The organism is Halomonas dongshanensis (assembly GCF_024790395.1).
Taxonomy (GTDB): domain Bacteria; phylum Pseudomonadota; class Gammaproteobacteria; order Pseudomonadales; family Halomonadaceae; genus Vreelandella; species Vreelandella dongshanensis.
Genome location: NZ_JAJISC010000001.1, coordinates 730,928 through 748,939, shown reverse-complemented (window position 1 = coordinate 748,939; position 18,012 = coordinate 730,928). Strand labels below are relative to the sequence as shown.

The following is an 18,012-nucleotide window of genomic DNA, read 5'->3' as shown; positions in this document are numbered from 1 at the left end:
CTAATAATGCATTTAAGGTTGACCATGACTTCAGTGACCGCGCGCCACGACTGGACGCTCGACGAGATCGATGCGCTTTTTGCTTTGCCGTTCAATGACCTGCTGTTTAAAGCGCAGCAGGTGCACCGGGCGCATTTCGACGCCAATGCCGTACAGGTTTCGACCCTGCTTTCAATCAAAACCGGCGCCTGCCCGGAGGACTGCAAGTACTGCCCGCAGTCAGGGCACTACAACACCGATCTACCCAAAGAGAAGCTGATGGAGATCGACAAAGTGGTGGCCCAGGCCGAAGCGGCCAAGCAAGCGGGCGCCAGTCGATTTTGTATGGGCGCCGCCTGGCGCAGCCCACGCGACAAGGACCTGCTCGTGGTCGAAGAGATGGTACGCCGGGTCAAGGCGCTAGGGCTCGAGACCTGCATGACGCTGGGGATGGTGGATGGGGAGCAGGCCAAACGACTGGCCACGGCAGGGCTCGACTATTACAACCATAACCTCGACACCTCGCCCGAGTTCTACGCCGATATCATTACCACGCGCAGCTACAGCGACCGCTTGAAGACCCTGGGCCACGTGCGCGAGGCGGGCATGAAGGTGTGCTCGGGCGGCATCCTCGGCATGGGTGAAAATCCGCGCGACCGCAGCACCCTGCTTCAGCAGCTCACCCGCCTTTCGCCGCATCCCGAGTCGGTGCCCATCAATATGCTGGTCAAGGTGCCGGGCACACCGCTTGAAAACGTCGACGATCTCGACCCGCTCGAATTCGTTCGCGCCATCGCTGTAGCCCGCATCCTGATGCCGCAAAGCCACGTGCGCCTTTCGGCCGGGCGCGAACAGATGAGCGAATCGACCCAGGCGCTCGCCTTTCTCGCCGGCGCCAACTCGATCTTCTACGGCGACAAGCTGCTGACTACCGGCAACCCTCAGGCCGAACGCGACCGCGCGCTGTTCGCCAAACTCGGCCTGCACCCCGAACGCCGCGACAGCGTTGAGAGCGACGCCGATCAGGCCAGCCGCCTGCAGCAGGCTGCTCAGGCCAGCGCGCACGCCAAACGCGTTGCTGAGCTTGCCGTTGAGGTGGGCGGTGTCTGAGATTTGGCGCGCACGCTTGATGGACGCGCAAGAGAGGCGCCGTAGAAAGCATCAAAATCGACAGCGCCACGTGCATTCGGATGTGACGCTCGATTTCGCCGGCAACGACTATCTCGGCCTCGCGTCAGACGCTCGCGTGGCGAAGGCCGCAGCAGCGGCTGCGCGCCGGTTTGGCAGCGGCGCACGCGCTTCGCACCTCGTCAGCGGTCATCTTGCCATCCATCAAGAGCTCGAAGAGTCGTTGGCGCGCTTTACCGGTCGGCAAAAAGCGCTTCTTTTCTCCACCGGCTATATGGCCAATCTCGGCGTTCTGCAGGCCTTGGCCGATGCGCATACTGCCATTTTTCAGGATCGGCTCAACCATGCCTCACTGCTCGATGGCGGGCAGCTGAGCGGCGCCCGTATGCGCCGCTTCCACCATGGGTCAATGAGCGATCTTACCCGCTTACTCGAGCGTAGCAGCGCCACGCATAAGCTCATCGTTAGCGATGGCGTCTTTAGCATGGACGGTGATATCGCCGATATAGCAGCGCTTGCCGAGATCAGCCGTCAGCATGCAGCTTGGCTTATGATCGACGATGCCCACGGCCTCGGCGTACTGGGAAACGACGGCAGCGGCAGCGTCGGTACGCGCTTTAATAGCGACGCCGTGCCGATTCTCGTGGGCACCTTGGGCAAGGCGCTAGGCTCCGGAGGCGCTTTCGTGGCGGGCGATGCTTTGCTTATCGAGCATCTGATGCAGTTCGCGCGCAGCTACGTCTACACCACGGCGCAGCCTCCCGCTGTGGCAGCGGCCTCCTTAGCGGCGCTTCGCATCGTCGAGAGCGAGCCCGAGCGGCGCGAACGGCTAAGGCAGAACGTATGCTGGTTTCGGCGCGAGGCGCAAACCATAGGCCTGCCGCTAGCCGACGCCACCACGCCCATTCAGCCGCTGCTGTTGGGCGACGAGCAGCGCACGCTAGCCTGGGCGGCGGCACTGGAGGAAGAAGGGCTAAAGGTAGGCGCCATTCGGCCACCCACGGTGGCGCCAGGGCAGGCGCGCCTGCGTATCACCTTGAGCGCTCGACATAGCCGTAGCGATATCGAACGTCTTCTCGCGGCCCTTGCGCGTTGCTGGCAGCGGGAGGCCGCATGAGTGAGGCCGTGCTACTGCTCTCGGGCTGGGGAGTAGACAAACGCATCTGGCAAACGCTGGCACCGCACTGGGACGCAACCCGTGAGGTAACCGCCATCGACTGGCCCGGCTATGGCAGCACGCCCGCCTGCGCTACCCACTTCCTTTCAGAACTGGCCGAGATCATGGCACCCGCGCTACGCCCGGATGCCGTCTGGGTTGGCTGGTCGCTTGGCGGGCTTCTCGCCTGCGCCCTGCTCGATCATCTGCCGCCACCCAGCGCATTGATACTGCTCGGATGCGGCCCACGCTTTTGCACACCTTCGGGCGTTACCCCCGAAGCACTCGCGCGCTTTCGCGATGCCTTCATGCGCGACCCTCTTTCCAGCTGGCACCACTTTCTTCGCTGGCAAAGCCAGGGCGAGCCGCATCCCCGGCGCGTAGGGCACAGTCTAAAGACGCTGATGGGGGCGACGCCCCCTGCCGATACGCCAACGCTATTGGCAGGCCTCGATTGGCTGGAGCAGCTCGACAACACCCACCGCCTGCACCACGCCCCTTGCCCTATCTACCGTATCACGGGCCAGCACGACCCTTTTATCCGCCCTGAGCCAATGGCCAATAAGGAGGCGGCAGAGATGCACCTAGGTGCTCCCACGGAAAAATACGCAGGTACGTTTAGCCTACCGGGCGTCGGCCACTGCCCCATGCTCTCGGCGCCTGCGACACTGGCGCAACTGCTTCAAACGCTACTGCTCGAAACGACCACCATGGAGAGCGCCCGATGACCGCGTCTATATCGCCAATCGACTGGCAAGCGCGGGTCGCCAACGCGTTTTCACGCACGGCCTCGCGCTACGAAGGGCGCGCCCGGGCCCAGCGCGCCATCGGTGAACTACTCTGGCCCAGCCTGCCAGCGCAGGCAAACTGTGTACTGGATGTAGGGTGTGGCACGGGCGTGTGGACGCGGCGCTTGGCCGAGCGTTACCCCCACGCCGCCCTCCACGGCCTCGATATTGCCCCCGGCATGCTGGCCGAAGCCCGCAAGCACCAGCGCGTCGATATCGACTGGCATTTGGGCGATGCCGCAGCGCTCCCCTTTCAGGCGGCGAGCATCGACTTGGTCTTTTCCAACCTCGCCCTGCAGTGGTGCCTCGACCTGGAAGGCGTCATGCACGAGCTATATCGCACCCTCAGCCTGGGTGGGAAAGCGCATATCACCACGCTCTTACCGGGCACGCTGGACGAAATCGCCCGTGCCTGGCAGCGTCCGGAGGCTCTGCTCTCGCTTGCGCCACTCGACGACATACGCCAGGCCGTCGACGCGAGCGGCCTGAGGCTCGTGAGTCAGGCCCAGCGAACGCTACGCTTTTTCTATACCGATCTCTCGGCGGTGCAGGCATCGATCAAAGGCATCGGTGCGCAGGTAGGGCGAGGGCAGGCCCGCGTTACGCGTGAGGATATTGCGGTCGCAGCGGCGCGGTTCGAGCGGCTTCGCGAACCGCAGGGGCTGCCGGTGAGCTATCGCTGTCTCATTCTCTGCCTGGAGAAGACCCCATGAGCACCTTCTTCGTCACGGGAACCGATACCGACGCGGGTAAAACGCTGGTCACTAGCGCCTTGCTATATCAAGCAAGAACCCAGGGCCTTGGCTCACTTGGCCTTAAACCCATCGCCTCGGGATGCGAAGAGACGCCCGAAGGGTTGCGCAATGCGGATGCCCTCTCGCTACAGGCGCAGAGCTACCCCACCGTCGACTACGCAACGGTCAACCGCTGGGCCTTTGCCCCCGCCATTGCACCTCACATAGCCGCTGCAGAAGTGGGCGTACCGCTGACGGCTGTCGAGGTGGCCGAGCATCTCAAAGCGCGCCTTACAACGCGAATGGAGGCGCGGCTTGACAGCCTGACGCTGATCGAAGGCGCCGGTGGTTGGTATGTTCCGCTCAATGCGCAAGAGTCGCTCGCCGATGTGGTAAAGCAGCTGGCGCTTCCCGTCGTGCTGGTCGTGGGGCTCAAGCTCGGCTGTCTGAATCACGCTCTACTTAGTGCCCGAGCGATCCACGCCGATGGCCTGCACCTAGCGGGGTGGGTGGGCAGTGCGGTCGATGGCGACTTCGCCGCTCACCCCACGCGCTTCGCCGCTACGCTGGCAAGGCTTCATAGCTCGCTTAATGCCCCTTGTCTTGGTGTCGCGCCCCATCTAGACGCTCCGAGTGCCAAGACCGTTAGCGCTTTCCTGAGTGTGGCACCCTTGCTATCAGCACCGCCCCAAAGGAGAGCCCCATGACCTCCCCCGTTTGGCCCCCCTATGCCCACCTCAAAACCCAGGCGCCGCCGCTTCGCGTCGTGGGTGGCGAAGGCGCGCATTTCAAACTCGACACGGGCGAAAGGCTGCTCGATGCCACCTGCTCGTGGTGGTGCATGATTCACGGCTACGCCCATCCTCGGCTAGTGGCGGCGCTGCGCGAGCAGGCGGGCGAGCTTTGCCACGTCATGCTCGGCGGCCTCACTCATGCCCCTGCCGAGCGGCTGGCAACGCGTCTCGTCGAACTAACGCCCTCTGGCTTGAATCACGTGTTCTACTCCGATAGCGGCTCGGTGGGCATGGAGGTGGCGATGAAGATGGCGCTGCAGTACCAGCGCCTAACCGGGAAGCCCGAAAAACGCCGGATGCTGTCACTGATGAAGGCTTACCACGGCGATACCACCGGCTGCATGGCGGTGTGCGATCCCGAGGAGGGCATGCACCAGCTCTTCGCCGGGCTGCTTCCCCAGCACCTTTTCGCCCCCGCGCCTCGCGCGCCTTTCGATGCGCAGCCCCATCAAGTCGAGGCCGATCTTGCGGGTTTACGCCAGCTGCTCGAACGCCACCATCACGAGATCGCCGCTCTGCTCATGGAGCCGTTGCTGCAGGCAGCGGGAGGGCTGAACATGACCTCTCCCGCCTACCTGCGCGGCGCCCGCAAGCTGTGTGACGACTTCGACGTGCTGCTAATTTTCGATGAGGTCGCCACGGGCTTCGGGCGCACCGGGCAGTGGTTTGCCGCCGACCACGCCAAGGTCACCCCGGATATCATGGTGCTCTCTAAAGGTCTCACTGGGGGCTACTTGGGTCACGCCGCCACTTTGGCCATCGATCGCGTGCACGCAGCGTTCATCGGCGATACCGCCGAGCATGCCTTCATGCACGGGCCCACCTTCATGGGCAACCCTCTGGCCTGTCGCGTTGCGCTGGAGAGCATCGCCGTTTTCGAAGAGGAGGACTACCTCGGTAAGATTGCGAGCTTGAACCACATATTGCGACGCGAACTGCTCGACGACACAGCACTCAGGGCGCACCCTGCTATTACCGACGTCCGTCTTCTCGGTGCTACCGCCGTCATCGAAACCCATACTTCCGCCCAACTGGAAGGCGTGGCCGCCTTCGCTCGTAAGCGCGGTGTTTGGCTGCGCCCGATAGGCCGCTGGCTCTACACCATGCCCGCCTACATTACTACCGAAGAGGAGATGACGCGCATCACCGATGCAATGAAGACCTGGTTCTTACGCTAACGACGGCTCCATCAAGGCAGCGTTAGCGCCCCCACACGCTTCCAGTGCTCGACCAGTCTAGGCACGCCTTCGCCTGCGGCGGCTTCGATGGCGAGTACGCCGGGAGGCGTGAGCGCTTTGGCGTCGGGGTCGACCAGCGCGCAGGGGGTAGCGGTATCGATGTAGCGCAGCAGCGACGCGGCTGGCATCACCGTGAGTGAAGTGCCCACGACAAGGAAGAAATCCGCCTCGGCGGCGAGATCGCAGGCTTCGCCAAAGAGCGGCACGGCTTCACCGAACCACACTACATCTGGGCGCAATTGGCTGCCTTTATCGCAAAGATCGCCCAGCGCGATGCCTCCCTTGGGCAGCGGGTAACGCAACCGCTGATCGACCGATGAGCGCGCCACGAGCGCTTCACCGTGTAGATGCAAAACGCTCGTCGAGCCCGCTCGCTCGTGCAGGTCATCGATATTCTGGGTGATGACGCTGACCCTAAAACCCGCAGCTTCGAGGCTTGCGAGCGCCAAGTGCGCCGCGTTGGGCTTGGCCTTACGAATCTGCTCACGCCGCTGGTCGTAAAACGTCAGCACCTTTTGCGGGTCGCGCTGCCAGCCTTCGGGGGTGGCCACCTCCTCCACGGGATGCTCTTCCCATAGGCCGTCGCTGGCGCGAAACGTCTTGATGCCACTCTCGACGCTAATGCCGGATCCACTGAAAACCACTAGGTGCGGAGCTTGTGCCATGCTGACCTCGAAACGCCTGAATGTCATTGCGGCCAGGCAAACGCCTGGCCGCTGTCAGCATAGCCGATGCCACCATGGGCACGATATAAAGGCTATGACTTGAGCGCCATAGCCGCTACCCCGCGCCGCAGATCCTGTTCGGGCGTCGTACTCACCAGAGCAAACTCTTCGTCGGCGCTTTTTGCCACCAGGGTATGTTGGCTATAGAGGAAGAAGTAGGCCGCGCCTACGGCAAAGAGCAGCAGCGTGTAGTTGAACGCACGCGGGTCGAAGGCATAGACCCCAGTCAATGCCACCAGCGAGAGCGCGAGCGCCACGCCCGAGGTCACCACACCGCCCGGCGTCTTATAGGGGCGAGGTAGATCAGGACGCTTCAAGCGCAGCAGGATATGGCTTAGCGCCATCAGCGCATAAGAGAGTGTGGCCCCCACCACCGCCATGGCCAAAATCAGATCCCCCGCCCCGCTTAGTGACACCAGAAAGCCGAAAACTCCCGGAACGATGAGCGCAAGCGTGGGAACCTTGCGCTCGCTGGTGAGCGATAGCCGCCGCGGCAAATACCCCGCGCGCGACAGTGCGAACACTAGGCGGCTATAGCCATAGATGATCGAGAAGAAGGAGGCGATCAACCCAGCAAGCCCGAGCACGTTGACGACGGTAGCCAACAGCGGATGACCGGCGACGTTGAGCGCATCGACCAGCGGCACGCCGCTTTGCCCGATCGCCTCGGCCCCGGCGGCACCGGCCAGCAGCACCACGACCAGAAGCGCCGTGAAGAGCAAGAACAGCATCGCCGCGATAATCCCTTTGGGCATGTCGCGGGCCGGGTCCTTGGCCTCTTCGGCCGCCAGAGGCACGCCTTCGACGGCCAAAAAGAGCCACATGCCAAACGGCAGCGCCGCCCAAATGCCGTACCAGCCATAGGGCATGAAAGCGTTGGCCCCAAGCGCATCGCTAGGGGCGATATCGAACAGGTTGGCCGCATCGAAATTGCCGAACAGCGCCGCCGCCGTGGCCAGAATGGCGAACACGGCAAGACCGCTGACCACCATCATCACCTTGAGCGCCTCGCCTACACCGGTCAGGTGAATGCCGATGAAAACGGCATAGAAGAGTAGATATACCAGCGGGCCGTTGAGCCCGGTCAGCGCCTCTACCGCCGAGCCGATGAAGATCACGATGGCCGCAGGCGCCAGGGCGTATTCGATCAATACCGCAAGCCCGGTGAGATACCCACCCGCCGGGCCCATCGCCTGACGGGCAAAGCTATACCCGCCGCCTGCCGCCGGAATGGCCGCCGACATCTCCGCCAGCGACAGCACCAGGGCTAGGTACATCAGCGCCATAAGACACGCTGCCACGGCAAAGCCGCCCCATCCAGCCTCGGCAATGCCGAAATTCCAGCCCGCAAAGTCGCCGGAAATCACGTAGGAGACCCCAAGGCCTGCCAGCAACAGCCAGCCCGCCGTGCCTTTGCGCAGTTGGCGCCGCGCCAGATATGCCTGATCGATCGAAGGTTCTGCCATCGTCTTGTCCCTGTTGTTGAGCGCATCAAAAGACGCGAGTCGTATGGAACGGATATTGCTTTTATCACCATAGCGCTCGCGGTCATTGCTCAGTATCGCTTTTCGGCAAAACCACAGACCGATCGAAAAACAATTTGCAAACAGATACTTATAAAAAAATAAGAGTATTTCTCGCAGACAATGGGAGAAACGACGGCCATGTTCGATACGCCATTTGCACCGAAACGATGCACCCAAGAGGCGTTCGACGCCGACGAGCAGGCACATCATCTAAGCCGCTGGCAGCAGGAGTACGACCAGCTGGGCGAAGGCCGCTTCTATGGCCGCTTGGATGAACTCCTGCTGCCTGGGCTGCAGGTCTTCAAGGAGCACACTGCCCTCGCGCTGCGCCAGCAATGCCGCGTATGGGCGCATTCGCTCTGGATCGGGCTACCGGCTAAGCCCGTTGCAGGGCGCATCGATGGGCAGGCCCTGGAGCGCGATGAGGTCATGTGCCGCCCCGGCGGAAAGGACTTCGAACTCATCACCCCGAAAGGCTTCGATATCTACGGCATCGTCGTTGATAGGGAGGCGCTTGAGACGATGGCCAAGCGCCGGGGCGTGGTACTCGACGACGCTTGGCCGCAGAGCGCACGACACCCGGTGGGGCAAACGACGCTGCAAGCGGTGACGGTCGTGCTCGAGCGTTTGCTCTATTTAAGCCGATGCCCCCTGGCCGAGGGACTGCAGCGAGACTTGGCGGCCACTGCGCTGCTTGCCCTACTTCAAACCCGACAACGTGCCGCCCCGCCGCCGCCAAGCCATGCACACCGTAAAGCCATTGTCGAGGTGGTGAAGCGCCACCTGGATACCCACCCCGATACGCCCGTCACCATGGACGCCCTGTGCCAGCTCACCCACGCCAGCCGACGCACTCTGCAATACAGCTTTACCTCGATTCTGGGTATCAGCCCGCTGCAGTTTCTTCGTTTGACGCGGCTCAATCGAGTGCGTCGAGCGCTATTGGCCGCCGAGCCACCGCAAACGGTGACCGAGATCGCTACCTTTTGGGGCTTCTACCATCTGGGGCAGTTTGCCCGCGACTACAAGCGCCTGTTCGGCGAGGCTCCCTCCCAGGCGCTCTACCGCCACTGACATCGCTTTGGCGAGCATAGTAATGCGACCTTTCGTCGCGCCTAGGGACATTTAAAGTTGGCGTACCATGGCGCCACATAAAAAAACACCCTGATCAGGAAAACGTCATGGCCCCCTCGACGCGCACGAGCAAACTGCTGTTCGCGATACTCACCCGCCTGCATTTCTACGTAGGGCTGTTCATCGGTCCTTTCATTCTGGTGGCCGCGCTCTCTGCCATTGCTTATCTGTTGAGCCCGCCGCTTGAAAGCTGGGTCTACCGCGATGCGCTGACGGCAACTTCGCAGGTCCCCGAGCAGCCGCTGGCCGATCAAGTCGCCACGGCCCAACGCTATCTGGAGACCGATACGCTCCCCAGCGCCGTGCGCCCAGCGCCCGAGCCCGGCGCCACCAGCCGCATCATGTTCAGCGATGAAACGCTTGGCCCGTCGGAACACCGCGCTATCTTCATCGACCCAGGCTCGCTCGAGGTAAGGGGCGATACCACCGTTTACGGCACCAGCGGTATCTTGCCGCTGCGCACCGCTATTGACCATTTCCACCGCCAGCTGCTGCTGGGCGATACCGGCAGGCTCTACAGCGAACTGGCCGCCTCGTGGCTGTGGATCGCCGCGCTCGGCGGTATCGTGCTGTGGCTATGGCAGCGCCGCTCGCTCAAGCGGGCAGGCCCTGCGTTGGCGACTCGGCGCCGCCATGCCACGATTGGCGCCGTCATTGCTGTGGGGCTTTTGTTCTTTTCGGCCACGGGACTTACGTGGTCCAAGTGGGCCGGGGGCAATATCGGCGAGCTGCGCAGCGCAATGAACTGGGGCACGCCCAGCGTCTCTACCTCTCTCGAACAGGCTACGACAGAGACGTCAGACCCACACGCCGAGCATAACCATGCCGGGCACAGCGCCGCTCCTATGGCCATGGCATCTTCGTTTGCGCTGACTGACTTCGACCGCGCTTTGGGTGCTGCACGCGCCGCTGGGCTCGACGCTACACGTATCCAGCTCGCGCCTCCCGCCGCCAGTGGCCAAGCCTGGCGCGTAGCCGAAATCGATCGCCGCTGGCCCACCCAGGTCGATCAGGTAGCGCTGCACCCGCAAAGCATGGCCGTGCTCGATCAAACCGACTTCACCACCTTTCCATTGGCGGCCAAGCTGACCCGCTGGGGAGTGGATCTGCACATGGGCGTGATGTTTGGCCTCGCCAACCAGCTGGTACTGGCAATGATCGCGCTGGGCCTCGTGACGCTCATCTTCTGGGGCTACCGCATGGCATGGCGGCGTTTGAATGCCGCGAGCGGTCAGCGCTTTCCCACCGTTAGCGAGCCCTGGCTCAAGCTACCGCTGGGTATCAAGCTGGTTACCGCCCTCATCGCCATCGCCCTCGGCTTTGCGCTACCGGTCATGGGCGTGAGCCTTCTCGCCTTCGCGGTGGTCGATGCACTGCGCTGGTGGGGGCTGTCGCGGAAAAAGCTGCGTAGTGGCAAAGAGTCACTGTCGCAGTCTTGATGAAATGACGCCGCCCAAGGCGTCTACATAGGCGCTTTGGGCAGGCTGGCCACGCCCTCCTATCAGTACTGGCTTGTAGTCCTCTCTCTTCGCTTTTTCTAGCCTACCTCCTCTGTGCGCTATCGCTGGCTGCTTGCGAACAGCACTGCTGTCAGAAAGCCATCTTTTCATCCACCTTTTCTCAACACTCAATATTGTTATAATATTACATTTCAAAACCCATTTAGAGGTCCTAGCAATGACGTCCTTCACACCCCTGCCCGTCACCGTGCTGTCGGGCTTTCTCGGTGCGGGCAAGACCACCGTACTGAACCACATATTGGCTAACCGCGAGGGTCGCCGCGTGGCGGTCATCGTCAACGACATGAGCGAGGTCAACATCGACGCCGCGCTGGTGCGCGGCGGCCCTGGCGAGTCGACGCATGACAATGACGTCGCGCTCAACCGCTCGGAAGAGCGCCTGGTCGAGATGAGCAACGGCTGCATCTGCTGCACGCTGCGCGAAGATCTACTCGTCGAGGTCGGCCAGCTCGCTCGGGAAGGCAAATTCGACTACCTGGTGATCGAATCGACGGGTATTTCCGAGCCGCTGCCGGTGGCCGAAACCTTCACCTTCGAAGACGAGGATGGCCAAAGCCTTTCTCACGTAGCGCGGCTCGATACGCTGGTGACCGTGGTCGATGGCGCTAACTTTTTGACCCAGTACCGCGAGGCGCAAAGCATTGCCGAAGCAGGCGAAAGCCTGGGTGAAGAGGACGAGCGCAACGTCGCCGACCTACTGGTCGATCAAATCGAGTTCTGCGACGTGATCCTGATCAGCAAGACCGATCTGATCTCTGATGAGGAGTTGGCATCGCTCAAGGCCATTTTGCGCTCGCTCAACCGCGACGCCGAAATCGTCCCTATCAGCAAAGGCGGCGTACCGCTGGATAAAGTGCTGGATACCGGCAAGTTCGACTTCGAACGCGCTCAACTCGCACCGGGCTGGCTCAAAGAGATGCGCGGCGAGCACGTGCCAGAAACCGAAGAGTACGGTATCGGCAGCTTCGCCTATCACGCACGTCGCCCCTTCCACCCGCAGAAGTTTTACGATCTGCTGCACTCGGCGTGGTTCGGCAAAGGGCTTCTACGCTCCAAAGGCTTCTTCTGGCTGGCAACGCGCCCACAGTGGGCCGGTCAGTGGAGCCAGGCGGGCGGCATCGCTCATCACGGCGTCGCGGGCATGTTCTGGAAAGCGATTCCCGAATCGCGCTGGCCTATGGATCCGGAGTATCGCAGCTTCATCGAGGAAAAATGGGAAGAGCCCTTCGGCGATATGCGCCAGGAACTGGTATTCATCGGTCAGAACATGGATCAAGCGCGGATGTGTGAAGCGCTGAACGACTGCCTGCTGAGCGACGACGAACTCATCCAGGGCGCCGACGCGTGGAAAACGCTGACGGATCCGTTCCCGGCCTGGGACTAAGTGGCTGCAATTGATATCGCCACACTGGCAAGACAGTACGGTTTGCCTGTGCTAGTAATCATTTCTGAGCGCCCCAGCCGGGTTATTGGCCGGGGCGTTTTTCATAGCGAACGTGGGACGAGTTTTACGCTTTAAAACGCCTTTTCCAACGCAAAGCGCGCCTGTAGCGTATCGCCGACCGTGACGGCTTCGACGAACATCTCCAATGGGCGCACCCAAAGGCCATATTCGCCGTAAAGGGCCCGGTAAACCACGAGGTATTCCTCGGTTTCGCTGTGCAGGGAGGTGCCGAGCACTTCGTACAGGGCGCCTTTGTAGTGGCGATAAATACCAGGAACCGGAAGCGTCATGATTTTTCTCTTCGGAGTGCGGTTAAACGGGAGTCGATCACGTTGGCAGCATGATAGCTCTGTTCGATCTTCGCTTCGATCAACTCGATCAATACGTTATTGATATCGACGACCATGGGCTCGGCGTGTTTTTCGAGGGGCAGGATGATCTGAAGGGTATAGTCGATAGAGAAGCTTAAAGGTCGCACCTCAATCTCAGCACGACGAGCATCGAGTGCTGCTACGCTGCTAAGAATGGAAAGACCTGTGCCGTTGGCCACGAGCCTGGCAGCCATTTCTCCTAACGAAACGGTCCATATCTTACCCGGCTTGACACCGTGTTCATCGAGTTTCTGCGTGATAAGTCGCCGACTCTGCTCATCAGGCTCACCACAGATTAGGGTCTCGTTCTCGAGATCTTGAATATCGATCACTGTTTTGGCACTCAAGGGGTGGCCCCGAGGTATCAAGCATATGCCAGGCAGTCGATAGTAGCGGCTCTGGTAGCGCGGGTCGGGACGCGTGTCGGTGGTGATGCCGATGTCGAAGCGCTGGGCGATCATCTCCTCGGGAATCTGCTGGGAGCGAAACGAGTAGAGACTGATCTCGAGCTCGGGAAACTGCTCGGCCAGGGCGGCGGAAACCGCCGGAAACACCGCCATCGCGAAGGAGGGCATACTGACGATGCGCAACTGCCCGGCGGCGCGATGTTTGAGCCGCTCGGCGAACTGACGCAAATGATTCAGCCCCAGGTGAACCCGCTCCACCTCATCATAAAACAGCGTGCCGCGCCGGGTCGGCAAGAGCCGGTTATGGTGGCGCTCGAACAGCGCAAATCCCAGCCGGGTTTCGAGCTGTTTGATCATGCGGCTGATGGCGGGCTGGGAGATCAGCATTCGGTTGGCCGCCTCGGTGGCGCTCGAGGTTTTCATGATCCATAGGAAGGCCTCGATCTGGGCATCGGTGAAGCCGCGGTGGGCCATAACATTTACTCATGGAGTGATAGTGACAAGTCACTATAAACCGTTCGAAGCGCCGGTATAAAGTTTTGGGTGGCCTAAAAAAGCGCCATGGCGCTTTTAGAAACGACTCAGCCATTACAAAATAGAATTCAGGAAACCTTCCTCATGATAGATGCCCTCATCGCCAATAATGACGAATTCACCCGCTGGCGCCAGGATATTCATCGCCACCCAGAACTGGGCTTCGAAGAGCAGCGCACCGCCCAACTGGTGGTCGACAAGCTGACCGCCTGGGGCTTCGATGAAGTCCACACCGGCATTGGCGGTACCGGCGTGGTCGGAGTATTGCGCGGAAGCAAGCCAGGCACACGCACCATCGGCCTGCGCGCGGACATGGACGCGTTGACGATGACCGAGCAAAACACCTTCGATTACGCCTCCCAAACCGAAGGCCGAATGCACGGCTGCGGCCACGATGGCCACACCACCATGCTACTGGCGGCGGCCTGGTACCTGGCCGAGCACCGGGATTTCGCCGGCACCGTGCACTTCATCTTCCAGCCAGCGGAAGAGGGGCTGGCCGGCGCCCAGGTGATGATCGACGACGGTCTGTTCGAGCGCTTCCCCTGCGATCGCGTCTACGGGCTTCACAACATGCCGGGCATTCCCGCCGGCGAGCTGTGGGTGCGCAACGGCGCCCTGCTGGCGGGCTCGGATCGCTTCGTCATCGACATCCAGGGCAAGGGGGGGCACGCCGCCATGCCCCAGCACACCGTCGACCCGATGCCAGTAATCGCGTCCATCATCACCAGCGCCCAGACCGTCGTCAGCCGCAATACCTCGCCGCTGGCGTCTGCGGTGCTGTCGTTCACCGACCTGCACGCGGGCTCAGGAACCTTCAATGTCATTCCCGGTGAGGCGCGCATGATGGGGTGCCTGCGCACCTTCGACGAAGGCGTTCGTCAGCACGCGCTGGCGCGCTTGAAGACGCTGGTGGAAAGCAGCGCCGAGGCCTATGGCGCCCGCGCCACTCTGACCATTCGCCCCGGCAGCTACCCGGCCACGATCAACGACGCCGATGCCTTCGAGCTCGCCTGCGATGTGGCCAAGGGCCTGGTCGGCGAGGAGAAGGTCAACACCGACTGCCAGCCGCTCTCCGGCAGCGAGGACTTCTCGTTCATGCTGCGCGCCGTGCCGGGCTGCTACCTGTTCTTGGGTAACGGTCTCGAGGGCGAGAAAGGCGGGGTAAGCGTTCATCATCCGCTGTATGACTTCAACGACGCGATCATCCCCACCGGGGCGTCATTCTTCGTGGCCATGGTGCAACGCGAACTGGCGGTGCGCTAAGCGCCCTTACCCTTCGGAAGACGACAATGAAAAATCAAGCCAATGCTCATGCCGGGCAAACCACCGGCGTGATGCACCATGTCGCGCGTCTGGCCGATGCGCTTCCCCATCCTTTTATCATGTTCTTCGCGCTATTCGTTGCAACGCTCGGGTTATCGGCAGTGATGAGTCTATGGCTCGATCCAGTCATCGACCCGGCGACTCAGGAGCTGATTCAAGTTCGTTCGCTACTGAGCTGGGACGGCCTTCGTTTCATGGTGACCGGCGCAGTGACCAACTTTACAAGCTTTCGCCCGCTAGGCCTGGTACTGGTGATGGTGCTGGCCCTTGGCTTGATTCAGAAAACCGGTCTGGCCGACGCGGCGATCAAGCGTATGCTCAGCAACGTGGCGCCGCGCTATATCACTCCAGCGGTGATTTTCACCTCGATCATCGGCAATCTAGTGTCCGATGCGGCGGTATTTCTCATCCCGCCCTTGGCTGCCATCATGTTCAAGACGGTGGGTCGCAACCCAGTGGCAGGCATCATCGTGGCTTTCGTCTCGATCTTTGCCGGCTTCAGCGCCAATTTCTTCATCGCTGGCACCGACTTGCTGCTTTCAGGCATCTCGACCGAAGTCGTGCAGAGTGTGCGTCCGGGCTATGAAGTGAGCGTAGTCGCAAACTGGTTCTTCATGTGCGCCTCGGTGCCCTTGATCACCCTGATCATCACGGTGATGAACGACCGCTATACCGAGCCGATGCTCGAGCGCTTTCGCCCACAGCAGGATGTCACCGACGCCTCGCAAAGCACCTCACTTAGCGCGGCCGAGCGTCGGGCGCTGCGCTACACGGGTCTTTCGGCGCTGGCCTATATCGCGGCGGTGCTGCTTCTGATCATGCCGGAAGGCTCCGGGCTCAGAAACGCCGAAGGCGGACTTCTGCCATCGCCGTTCATGAGTGGGCTGGTGCCCTTCATCATGATCTTCTTCATCCTGTGCGGCATCGTCTATGGCGTAACGGTGGGCAAGATCTCAAGGCCAAGTGACGTGCCACGGTTGATGGAGGAGGCGGTGCGCGACATGTGTGGCTTTATCGTGATCGTGTTCATGGTGGCCCAGTTCATCGCTATCTTTAACTGGTCGAATCTGGCGATCGTCACCGCCGTCAACGGCGCCGATTGGCTCTTGGGCATCAACATGCCACCCATGGTCGCGCTACTGGGCTTCATTTTGCTGGCGGCGGTGGTGAACCTGTTTTTCTATAGCGGTTCGGCCCAGTGGGCGCTGATGGCGCCGATCTTCATGCCGATGCTGATGCTCTTGGGCCTCGCGCCCGAGGCGATCCAGGCGGCGTATCGCATTGCCGACTCTGCTACCAACCCGATCTCACCGATTAACCCTTACTTGCCACTGATCCTGGCAGTGATCCACCTCTACAACCGCTCGTTCACCCTGGGCCACCTGCTCACGGTCGCTATGCCCTACTCGCTGGCGATCCTGTCGGGTTGGACACTGCTCTACTTTGTCTGGTACGCCCTGGGGCTGCCCTTCGGTCTCTAGCGCGCTATCGCAGCGTGCCTGAAACGTCAAAAGAGAGGATCACTCGGTGCGCTGCGCCTTCCTGGCCAGTCGCTCGAGTACTTTAGAGGCAGCGACGAAGCCGAAGGTGCCGGTGACGAAGGTGGCGGCACCAAAGCCCGAGGCGCAGTCGAGCCGAGTGGCTTCTCCGCTGCCAGGCTTTTGCAGGCACACTTCGCCATCGCTGCCAGGGTAGACCAACTGCTCGTCGGAGTAGACGCACTCCACCGAGAAGCGGCGCTTGGGGTTACGCGAGAAATTATAGTCGCGGCGCAGGCGCGAGCGCACCTTGGCCAGAAGCGGGTCGTGCTCGGTGCGGGTGAGATCCGCCACTTGAATCCGCGTAGGGTCGGTCTGCCCACCCGCCGCACCGGTCACGGTGATCGAAATCTTGCGCCGCTTGCACCAGGCAATCAGCGCGGCCTTGGCAATAACGCTATCGATGGCGTCGACCACATGATCAACGTCTTCCGGAATGCGCTCGGCTAGATTCGTTGGGGTGACGAAGGCGGCATCGGCAATGATCTCGATCTCGGGATTGATCAGCCGACAGCGCTCGGCCAACACATCGACCTTAGGCCGCCCCACCGTGCCATCCAGAGCATGAAGCTGACGGTTGACGTTGGAGACGCAAACATCGTCGAGATCGATCAGCGTGAGCTTGGCTATCCCTGAGCGCGCCAGCGCCTCCGCCGCCCAGCTGCCCACGCCGCCCACGCCAACCACGACCACGTGGGCGCGCTGGAAAGCCTCGACGGCGCGCTGGCCGTACAGGCGGCGAATACCGCCAAAACGCAGGTCGTAATCACTCGGGGGCATGATGCTCTCTGCTATCAAAGGTTCTATTAACGTTTCTATTAACTATTTAGTGGTTCTATTTAGCTATCACTGGTTCGACGATGTTATCTGTCGCGCTCACGCCATTCACCGGCAGGTGGCCCGCCCAGCCTAAATGGTGAAAGAGCTGGGTCATGACATCATCGAGCGCGCAGGTGACGGCTAGATACTCACCGCCCGCGGGGTGCGCGAAGGCTAGCTGCGTGGCCGCCAGAAGCAAGCGCGGCGCGCCAAGCCGTTCGGCGAAAAAGCGGTTGTGCACGCTCTTGCCATGTTTGGCATCGCCGATGATGGGGTAGCCGCGCCGTGAAAGGTGACGGCGGATCTGGTGGCGTCGCCCGGTCAGCGGGCGCGCCTCGACCAGCGAGTAGCGCGCCTTGGGGTAGCGGTCGACCTGCACCGGCAGCTCGACACTATCCAGGCGGCGTATTTCGGTGGCGGCGGCCATCGCGGGCATCTCGGCTTTGGGCCGCGAGCCATCTTCTTCGCGCAGGGCGTAGTCTAATAGCTCTGCCTCGGGTGCATGGCCGCGCACCACGGCAAGATAGCGTTTCTCTACCTGGCGTTCGGTAAAGGCATCGGTGAGCTTGCGGGCCGCATCAGACGAGAGCGCCAGCACCATGACTCCCGAGGTCGGGCGATCCAGCCTATGTACCGGATAGACCCGCTGGCCAAGCTGGTTGCGCAGCCGCTGAACGAGAAACTCGGTTTCTCCTCGCGCTAGAGCGCTGCGGTGCACCAGAAGCCCTGATGGCTTGTTGACCACTACGAGGTGTTCGTCGCGATAGAGTATGTCGAGTGCGGTCATGCGTTTTCCCATCGAAGAGGGCGCTATTGTCGCGGCTAGCGGCGCAGGTGTCACCCTTGCGTTG

General features: G+C 61.6%; 17 protein-coding genes. 11 read left to right on the top strand and 6 right to left on the bottom strand.

Annotated features, from left to right (window positions below; genetic code table 11):
* Window positions 1–24: 24 nt before the first annotated feature.
* The 6 genes from bioB to bioA are packed head-to-tail and all read left to right on the top strand — an operon-like array spanning window position 25 to window position 5,757.
* The gene (gene bioB / locus LLY24_RS03455) at window positions 25–1,089 is read left to right on the top strand and encodes a biotin synthase BioB (protein WP_259034858.1); all 1,065 of its coding nucleotides are present in this window, start codon (window positions 25–27) and stop codon (window positions 1,087–1,089) included.
* On the top strand, window positions 1,082–2,224 hold the full coding sequence (gene bioF, locus LLY24_RS03450) for an 8-amino-7-oxononanoate synthase (protein ID WP_259034857.1): 1,143 nt from the start codon (window positions 1,082–1,084) through the stop codon (window positions 2,222–2,224). Before bioB ends, bioF begins: the two co-directional genes overlap by 8 nt.
* Complete coding sequence (locus LLY24_RS03445; RefSeq protein WP_259034856.1) at window positions 2,221–2,991, top strand: alpha/beta fold hydrolase; 771 nt, start codon at window positions 2,221–2,223, stop codon at window positions 2,989–2,991. Before bioF ends, LLY24_RS03445 begins: the two co-directional genes overlap by 4 nt.
* Window positions 2,988–3,764, top strand: coding sequence for a methyltransferase domain-containing protein (locus LLY24_RS03440; RefSeq protein WP_259034855.1), 777 nt, complete (start codon window positions 2,988–2,990; stop codon window positions 3,762–3,764). The genes LLY24_RS03445 and LLY24_RS03440 overlap by 4 nt, the downstream gene beginning before the upstream one ends.
* The gene (bioD, locus tag LLY24_RS03435; protein ID WP_259034854.1) at window positions 3,761–4,492 is read left to right on the top strand and encodes a dethiobiotin synthase; all 732 of its coding nucleotides are present in this window, start codon (window positions 3,761–3,763) and stop codon (window positions 4,490–4,492) included. The genes LLY24_RS03440 and bioD overlap by 4 nt, the downstream gene beginning before the upstream one ends.
* On the top strand, window positions 4,489–5,757 hold the full coding sequence (gene bioA / locus LLY24_RS03430) for an adenosylmethionine--8-amino-7-oxononanoate transaminase (protein WP_259034853.1): 1,269 nt from the start codon (window positions 4,489–4,491) through the stop codon (window positions 5,755–5,757). The genes bioD and bioA overlap by 4 nt, the downstream gene beginning before the upstream one ends.
* A gap of 11 nt (window positions 5,758–5,768) precedes the next feature.
* Here bioA and LLY24_RS03425 read toward each other — a convergent pair whose 3' ends face one another.
* Window positions 5,769–6,482 carry an SIR2 family NAD-dependent protein deacylase gene (locus tag LLY24_RS03425; protein WP_259034852.1) on the bottom strand — a complete coding sequence of 238 codons (714 nt, stop codon included), beginning with the start codon at window positions 6,480–6,482 and terminating at the stop codon, window positions 5,769–5,771.
* A 92-nt stretch (window positions 6,483–6,574) separates the two neighbouring features.
* Window positions 6,575–8,008, bottom strand: a complete 1,434-nt coding sequence (eat, locus tag LLY24_RS03420; protein ID WP_259034851.1) for an ethanolamine permease — start codon at window positions 8,006–8,008, stop codon at window positions 6,575–6,577.
* Between the two features lie 198 nt (window positions 8,009–8,206).
* Here eat and LLY24_RS03415 point away from each other — a divergent pair, with 198 nt between their 5' ends.
* From LLY24_RS03415 to zigA, 3 genes are all read left to right on the top strand, one after another.
* On the top strand, window positions 8,207–9,142 hold the full coding sequence (locus LLY24_RS03415) for a helix-turn-helix domain-containing protein (protein ID WP_259034850.1): 936 nt from the start codon (window positions 8,207–8,209) through the stop codon (window positions 9,140–9,142).
* 107 nt (window positions 9,143–9,249) lie between these two features.
* Window positions 9,250–10,641, top strand: coding sequence for a PepSY-associated TM helix domain-containing protein (locus LLY24_RS03410; protein WP_259034849.1), 1,392 nt, complete (start codon window positions 9,250–9,252; stop codon window positions 10,639–10,641).
* 238 nt (window positions 10,642–10,879) lie between these two features.
* Window positions 10,880–12,106 (top strand): zinc metallochaperone GTPase ZigA, encoded by a 1,227-nt coding sequence (gene zigA, locus LLY24_RS03405; RefSeq protein WP_259034848.1) that lies wholly within the window; start codon window positions 10,880–10,882, stop codon window positions 12,104–12,106.
* 131 nt (window positions 12,107–12,237) lie between these two features.
* Here zigA and LLY24_RS03400 read toward each other — a convergent pair whose 3' ends face one another.
* Together LLY24_RS03400 and LLY24_RS03395 are read right to left on the bottom strand one after the other, a co-directional pair.
* Window positions 12,238–12,456 (bottom strand): DUF1653 domain-containing protein, encoded by a 219-nt coding sequence (locus LLY24_RS03400; RefSeq protein WP_259034847.1) that lies wholly within the window; start codon window positions 12,454–12,456, stop codon window positions 12,238–12,240.
* The gene (locus tag LLY24_RS03395) at window positions 12,453–13,418 is read right to left on the bottom strand and encodes a LysR substrate-binding domain-containing protein (protein ID WP_259034846.1); all 966 of its coding nucleotides are present in this window, start codon (window positions 13,416–13,418) and stop codon (window positions 12,453–12,455) included. The genes LLY24_RS03400 and LLY24_RS03395 overlap by 4 nt, the downstream gene beginning before the upstream one ends.
* Window positions 13,419–13,562: 144 nt before the next feature.
* Between LLY24_RS03395 and LLY24_RS03390 the strand changes: the two genes are divergently transcribed.
* A complete protein-coding gene (locus tag LLY24_RS03390) occupies window positions 13,563–14,744 on the top strand; it encodes a M20 aminoacylase family protein (RefSeq protein WP_259034845.1) in 1,182 nt (393 codons plus the stop codon).
* A gap of 26 nt (window positions 14,745–14,770) precedes the next feature.
* On the top strand, window positions 14,771–16,285 hold the full coding sequence (locus LLY24_RS03385) for an AbgT family transporter (RefSeq protein ID WP_259034844.1): 1,515 nt from the start codon (window positions 14,771–14,773) through the stop codon (window positions 16,283–16,285).
* Window positions 16,286–16,324: 39 nt separating this feature from the next.
* Here the strand turns inward: LLY24_RS03385 and tcdA are convergent, their stop codons facing one another.
* Window positions 16,325–17,122, bottom strand: coding sequence for a tRNA cyclic N6-threonylcarbamoyladenosine(37) synthase TcdA (gene tcdA, locus LLY24_RS03380; RefSeq protein WP_259034843.1), 798 nt, complete (start codon window positions 17,120–17,122; stop codon window positions 16,325–16,327).
* Between the two features lie 55 nt (window positions 17,123–17,177).
* A complete protein-coding gene (locus LLY24_RS03375; protein WP_259034842.1) occupies window positions 17,178–17,948 on the bottom strand; it encodes a pseudouridine synthase in 771 nt (256 codons plus the stop codon).
* Window positions 17,949–18,012 lie beyond the last annotated feature (64 nt).

Bases quoted from the DNA above. Each gene is read 5' to 3' on its own strand.
- bioB (WP_259034858.1), top strand. From the start codon at position 25: ATGACTTCAGTGACCGCGCGCCACGACTGGACGCTCGACGAGATCGAT.
- LLY24_RS03445 (WP_259034856.1), top strand. From the start codon at position 2,221: ATGAGTGAGGCCGTGCTACTGCTCTCGGGCTGGGGAGTAGACAAACGC.
- LLY24_RS03440 (WP_259034855.1), top strand. From the start codon at position 2,988: ATGACCGCGTCTATATCGCCAATCGACTGGCAAGCGCGGGTCGCCAAC.
- bioD (WP_259034854.1), top strand. From the start codon at position 3,761: ATGAGCACCTTCTTCGTCACGGGAACCGATACCGACGCGGGTAAAACG.
- bioA (WP_259034853.1), top strand. From the start codon at position 4,489: ATGACCTCCCCCGTTTGGCCCCCCTATGCCCACCTCAAAACCCAGGCG.
- LLY24_RS03425 (WP_259034852.1), bottom strand. From the start codon at position 6,482: ATGGCACAAGCTCCGCACCTAGTGGTTTTCAGTGGATCCGGCATTAGC.
- eat (WP_259034851.1), bottom strand. From the start codon at position 8,008: ATGGCAGAACCTTCGATCGATCAGGCATATCTGGCGCGGCGCCAACTG.
- LLY24_RS03415 (WP_259034850.1), top strand. From the start codon at position 8,207: ATGTTCGATACGCCATTTGCACCGAAACGATGCACCCAAGAGGCGTTC.
- LLY24_RS03410 (WP_259034849.1), top strand. From the start codon at position 9,250: ATGGCCCCCTCGACGCGCACGAGCAAACTGCTGTTCGCGATACTCACC.
- zigA (WP_259034848.1), top strand. From the start codon at position 10,880: ATGACGTCCTTCACACCCCTGCCCGTCACCGTGCTGTCGGGCTTTCTC.
- LLY24_RS03400 (WP_259034847.1), bottom strand. From the start codon at position 12,456: ATGACGCTTCCGGTTCCTGGTATTTATCGCCACTACAAAGGCGCCCTG.
- LLY24_RS03395 (WP_259034846.1), bottom strand. From the start codon at position 13,418: ATGGCCCACCGCGGCTTCACCGATGCCCAGATCGAGGCCTTCCTATGG.
- LLY24_RS03390 (WP_259034845.1), top strand. From the start codon at position 13,563: ATGATAGATGCCCTCATCGCCAATAATGACGAATTCACCCGCTGGCGC.
- LLY24_RS03385 (WP_259034844.1), top strand. From the start codon at position 14,771: ATGAAAAATCAAGCCAATGCTCATGCCGGGCAAACCACCGGCGTGATG.
- tcdA (WP_259034843.1), bottom strand. From the start codon at position 17,122: ATGCCCCCGAGTGATTACGACCTGCGTTTTGGCGGTATTCGCCGCCTG.
- LLY24_RS03375 (WP_259034842.1), bottom strand. From the start codon at position 17,948: ATGACCGCACTCGACATACTCTATCGCGACGAACACCTCGTAGTGGTC.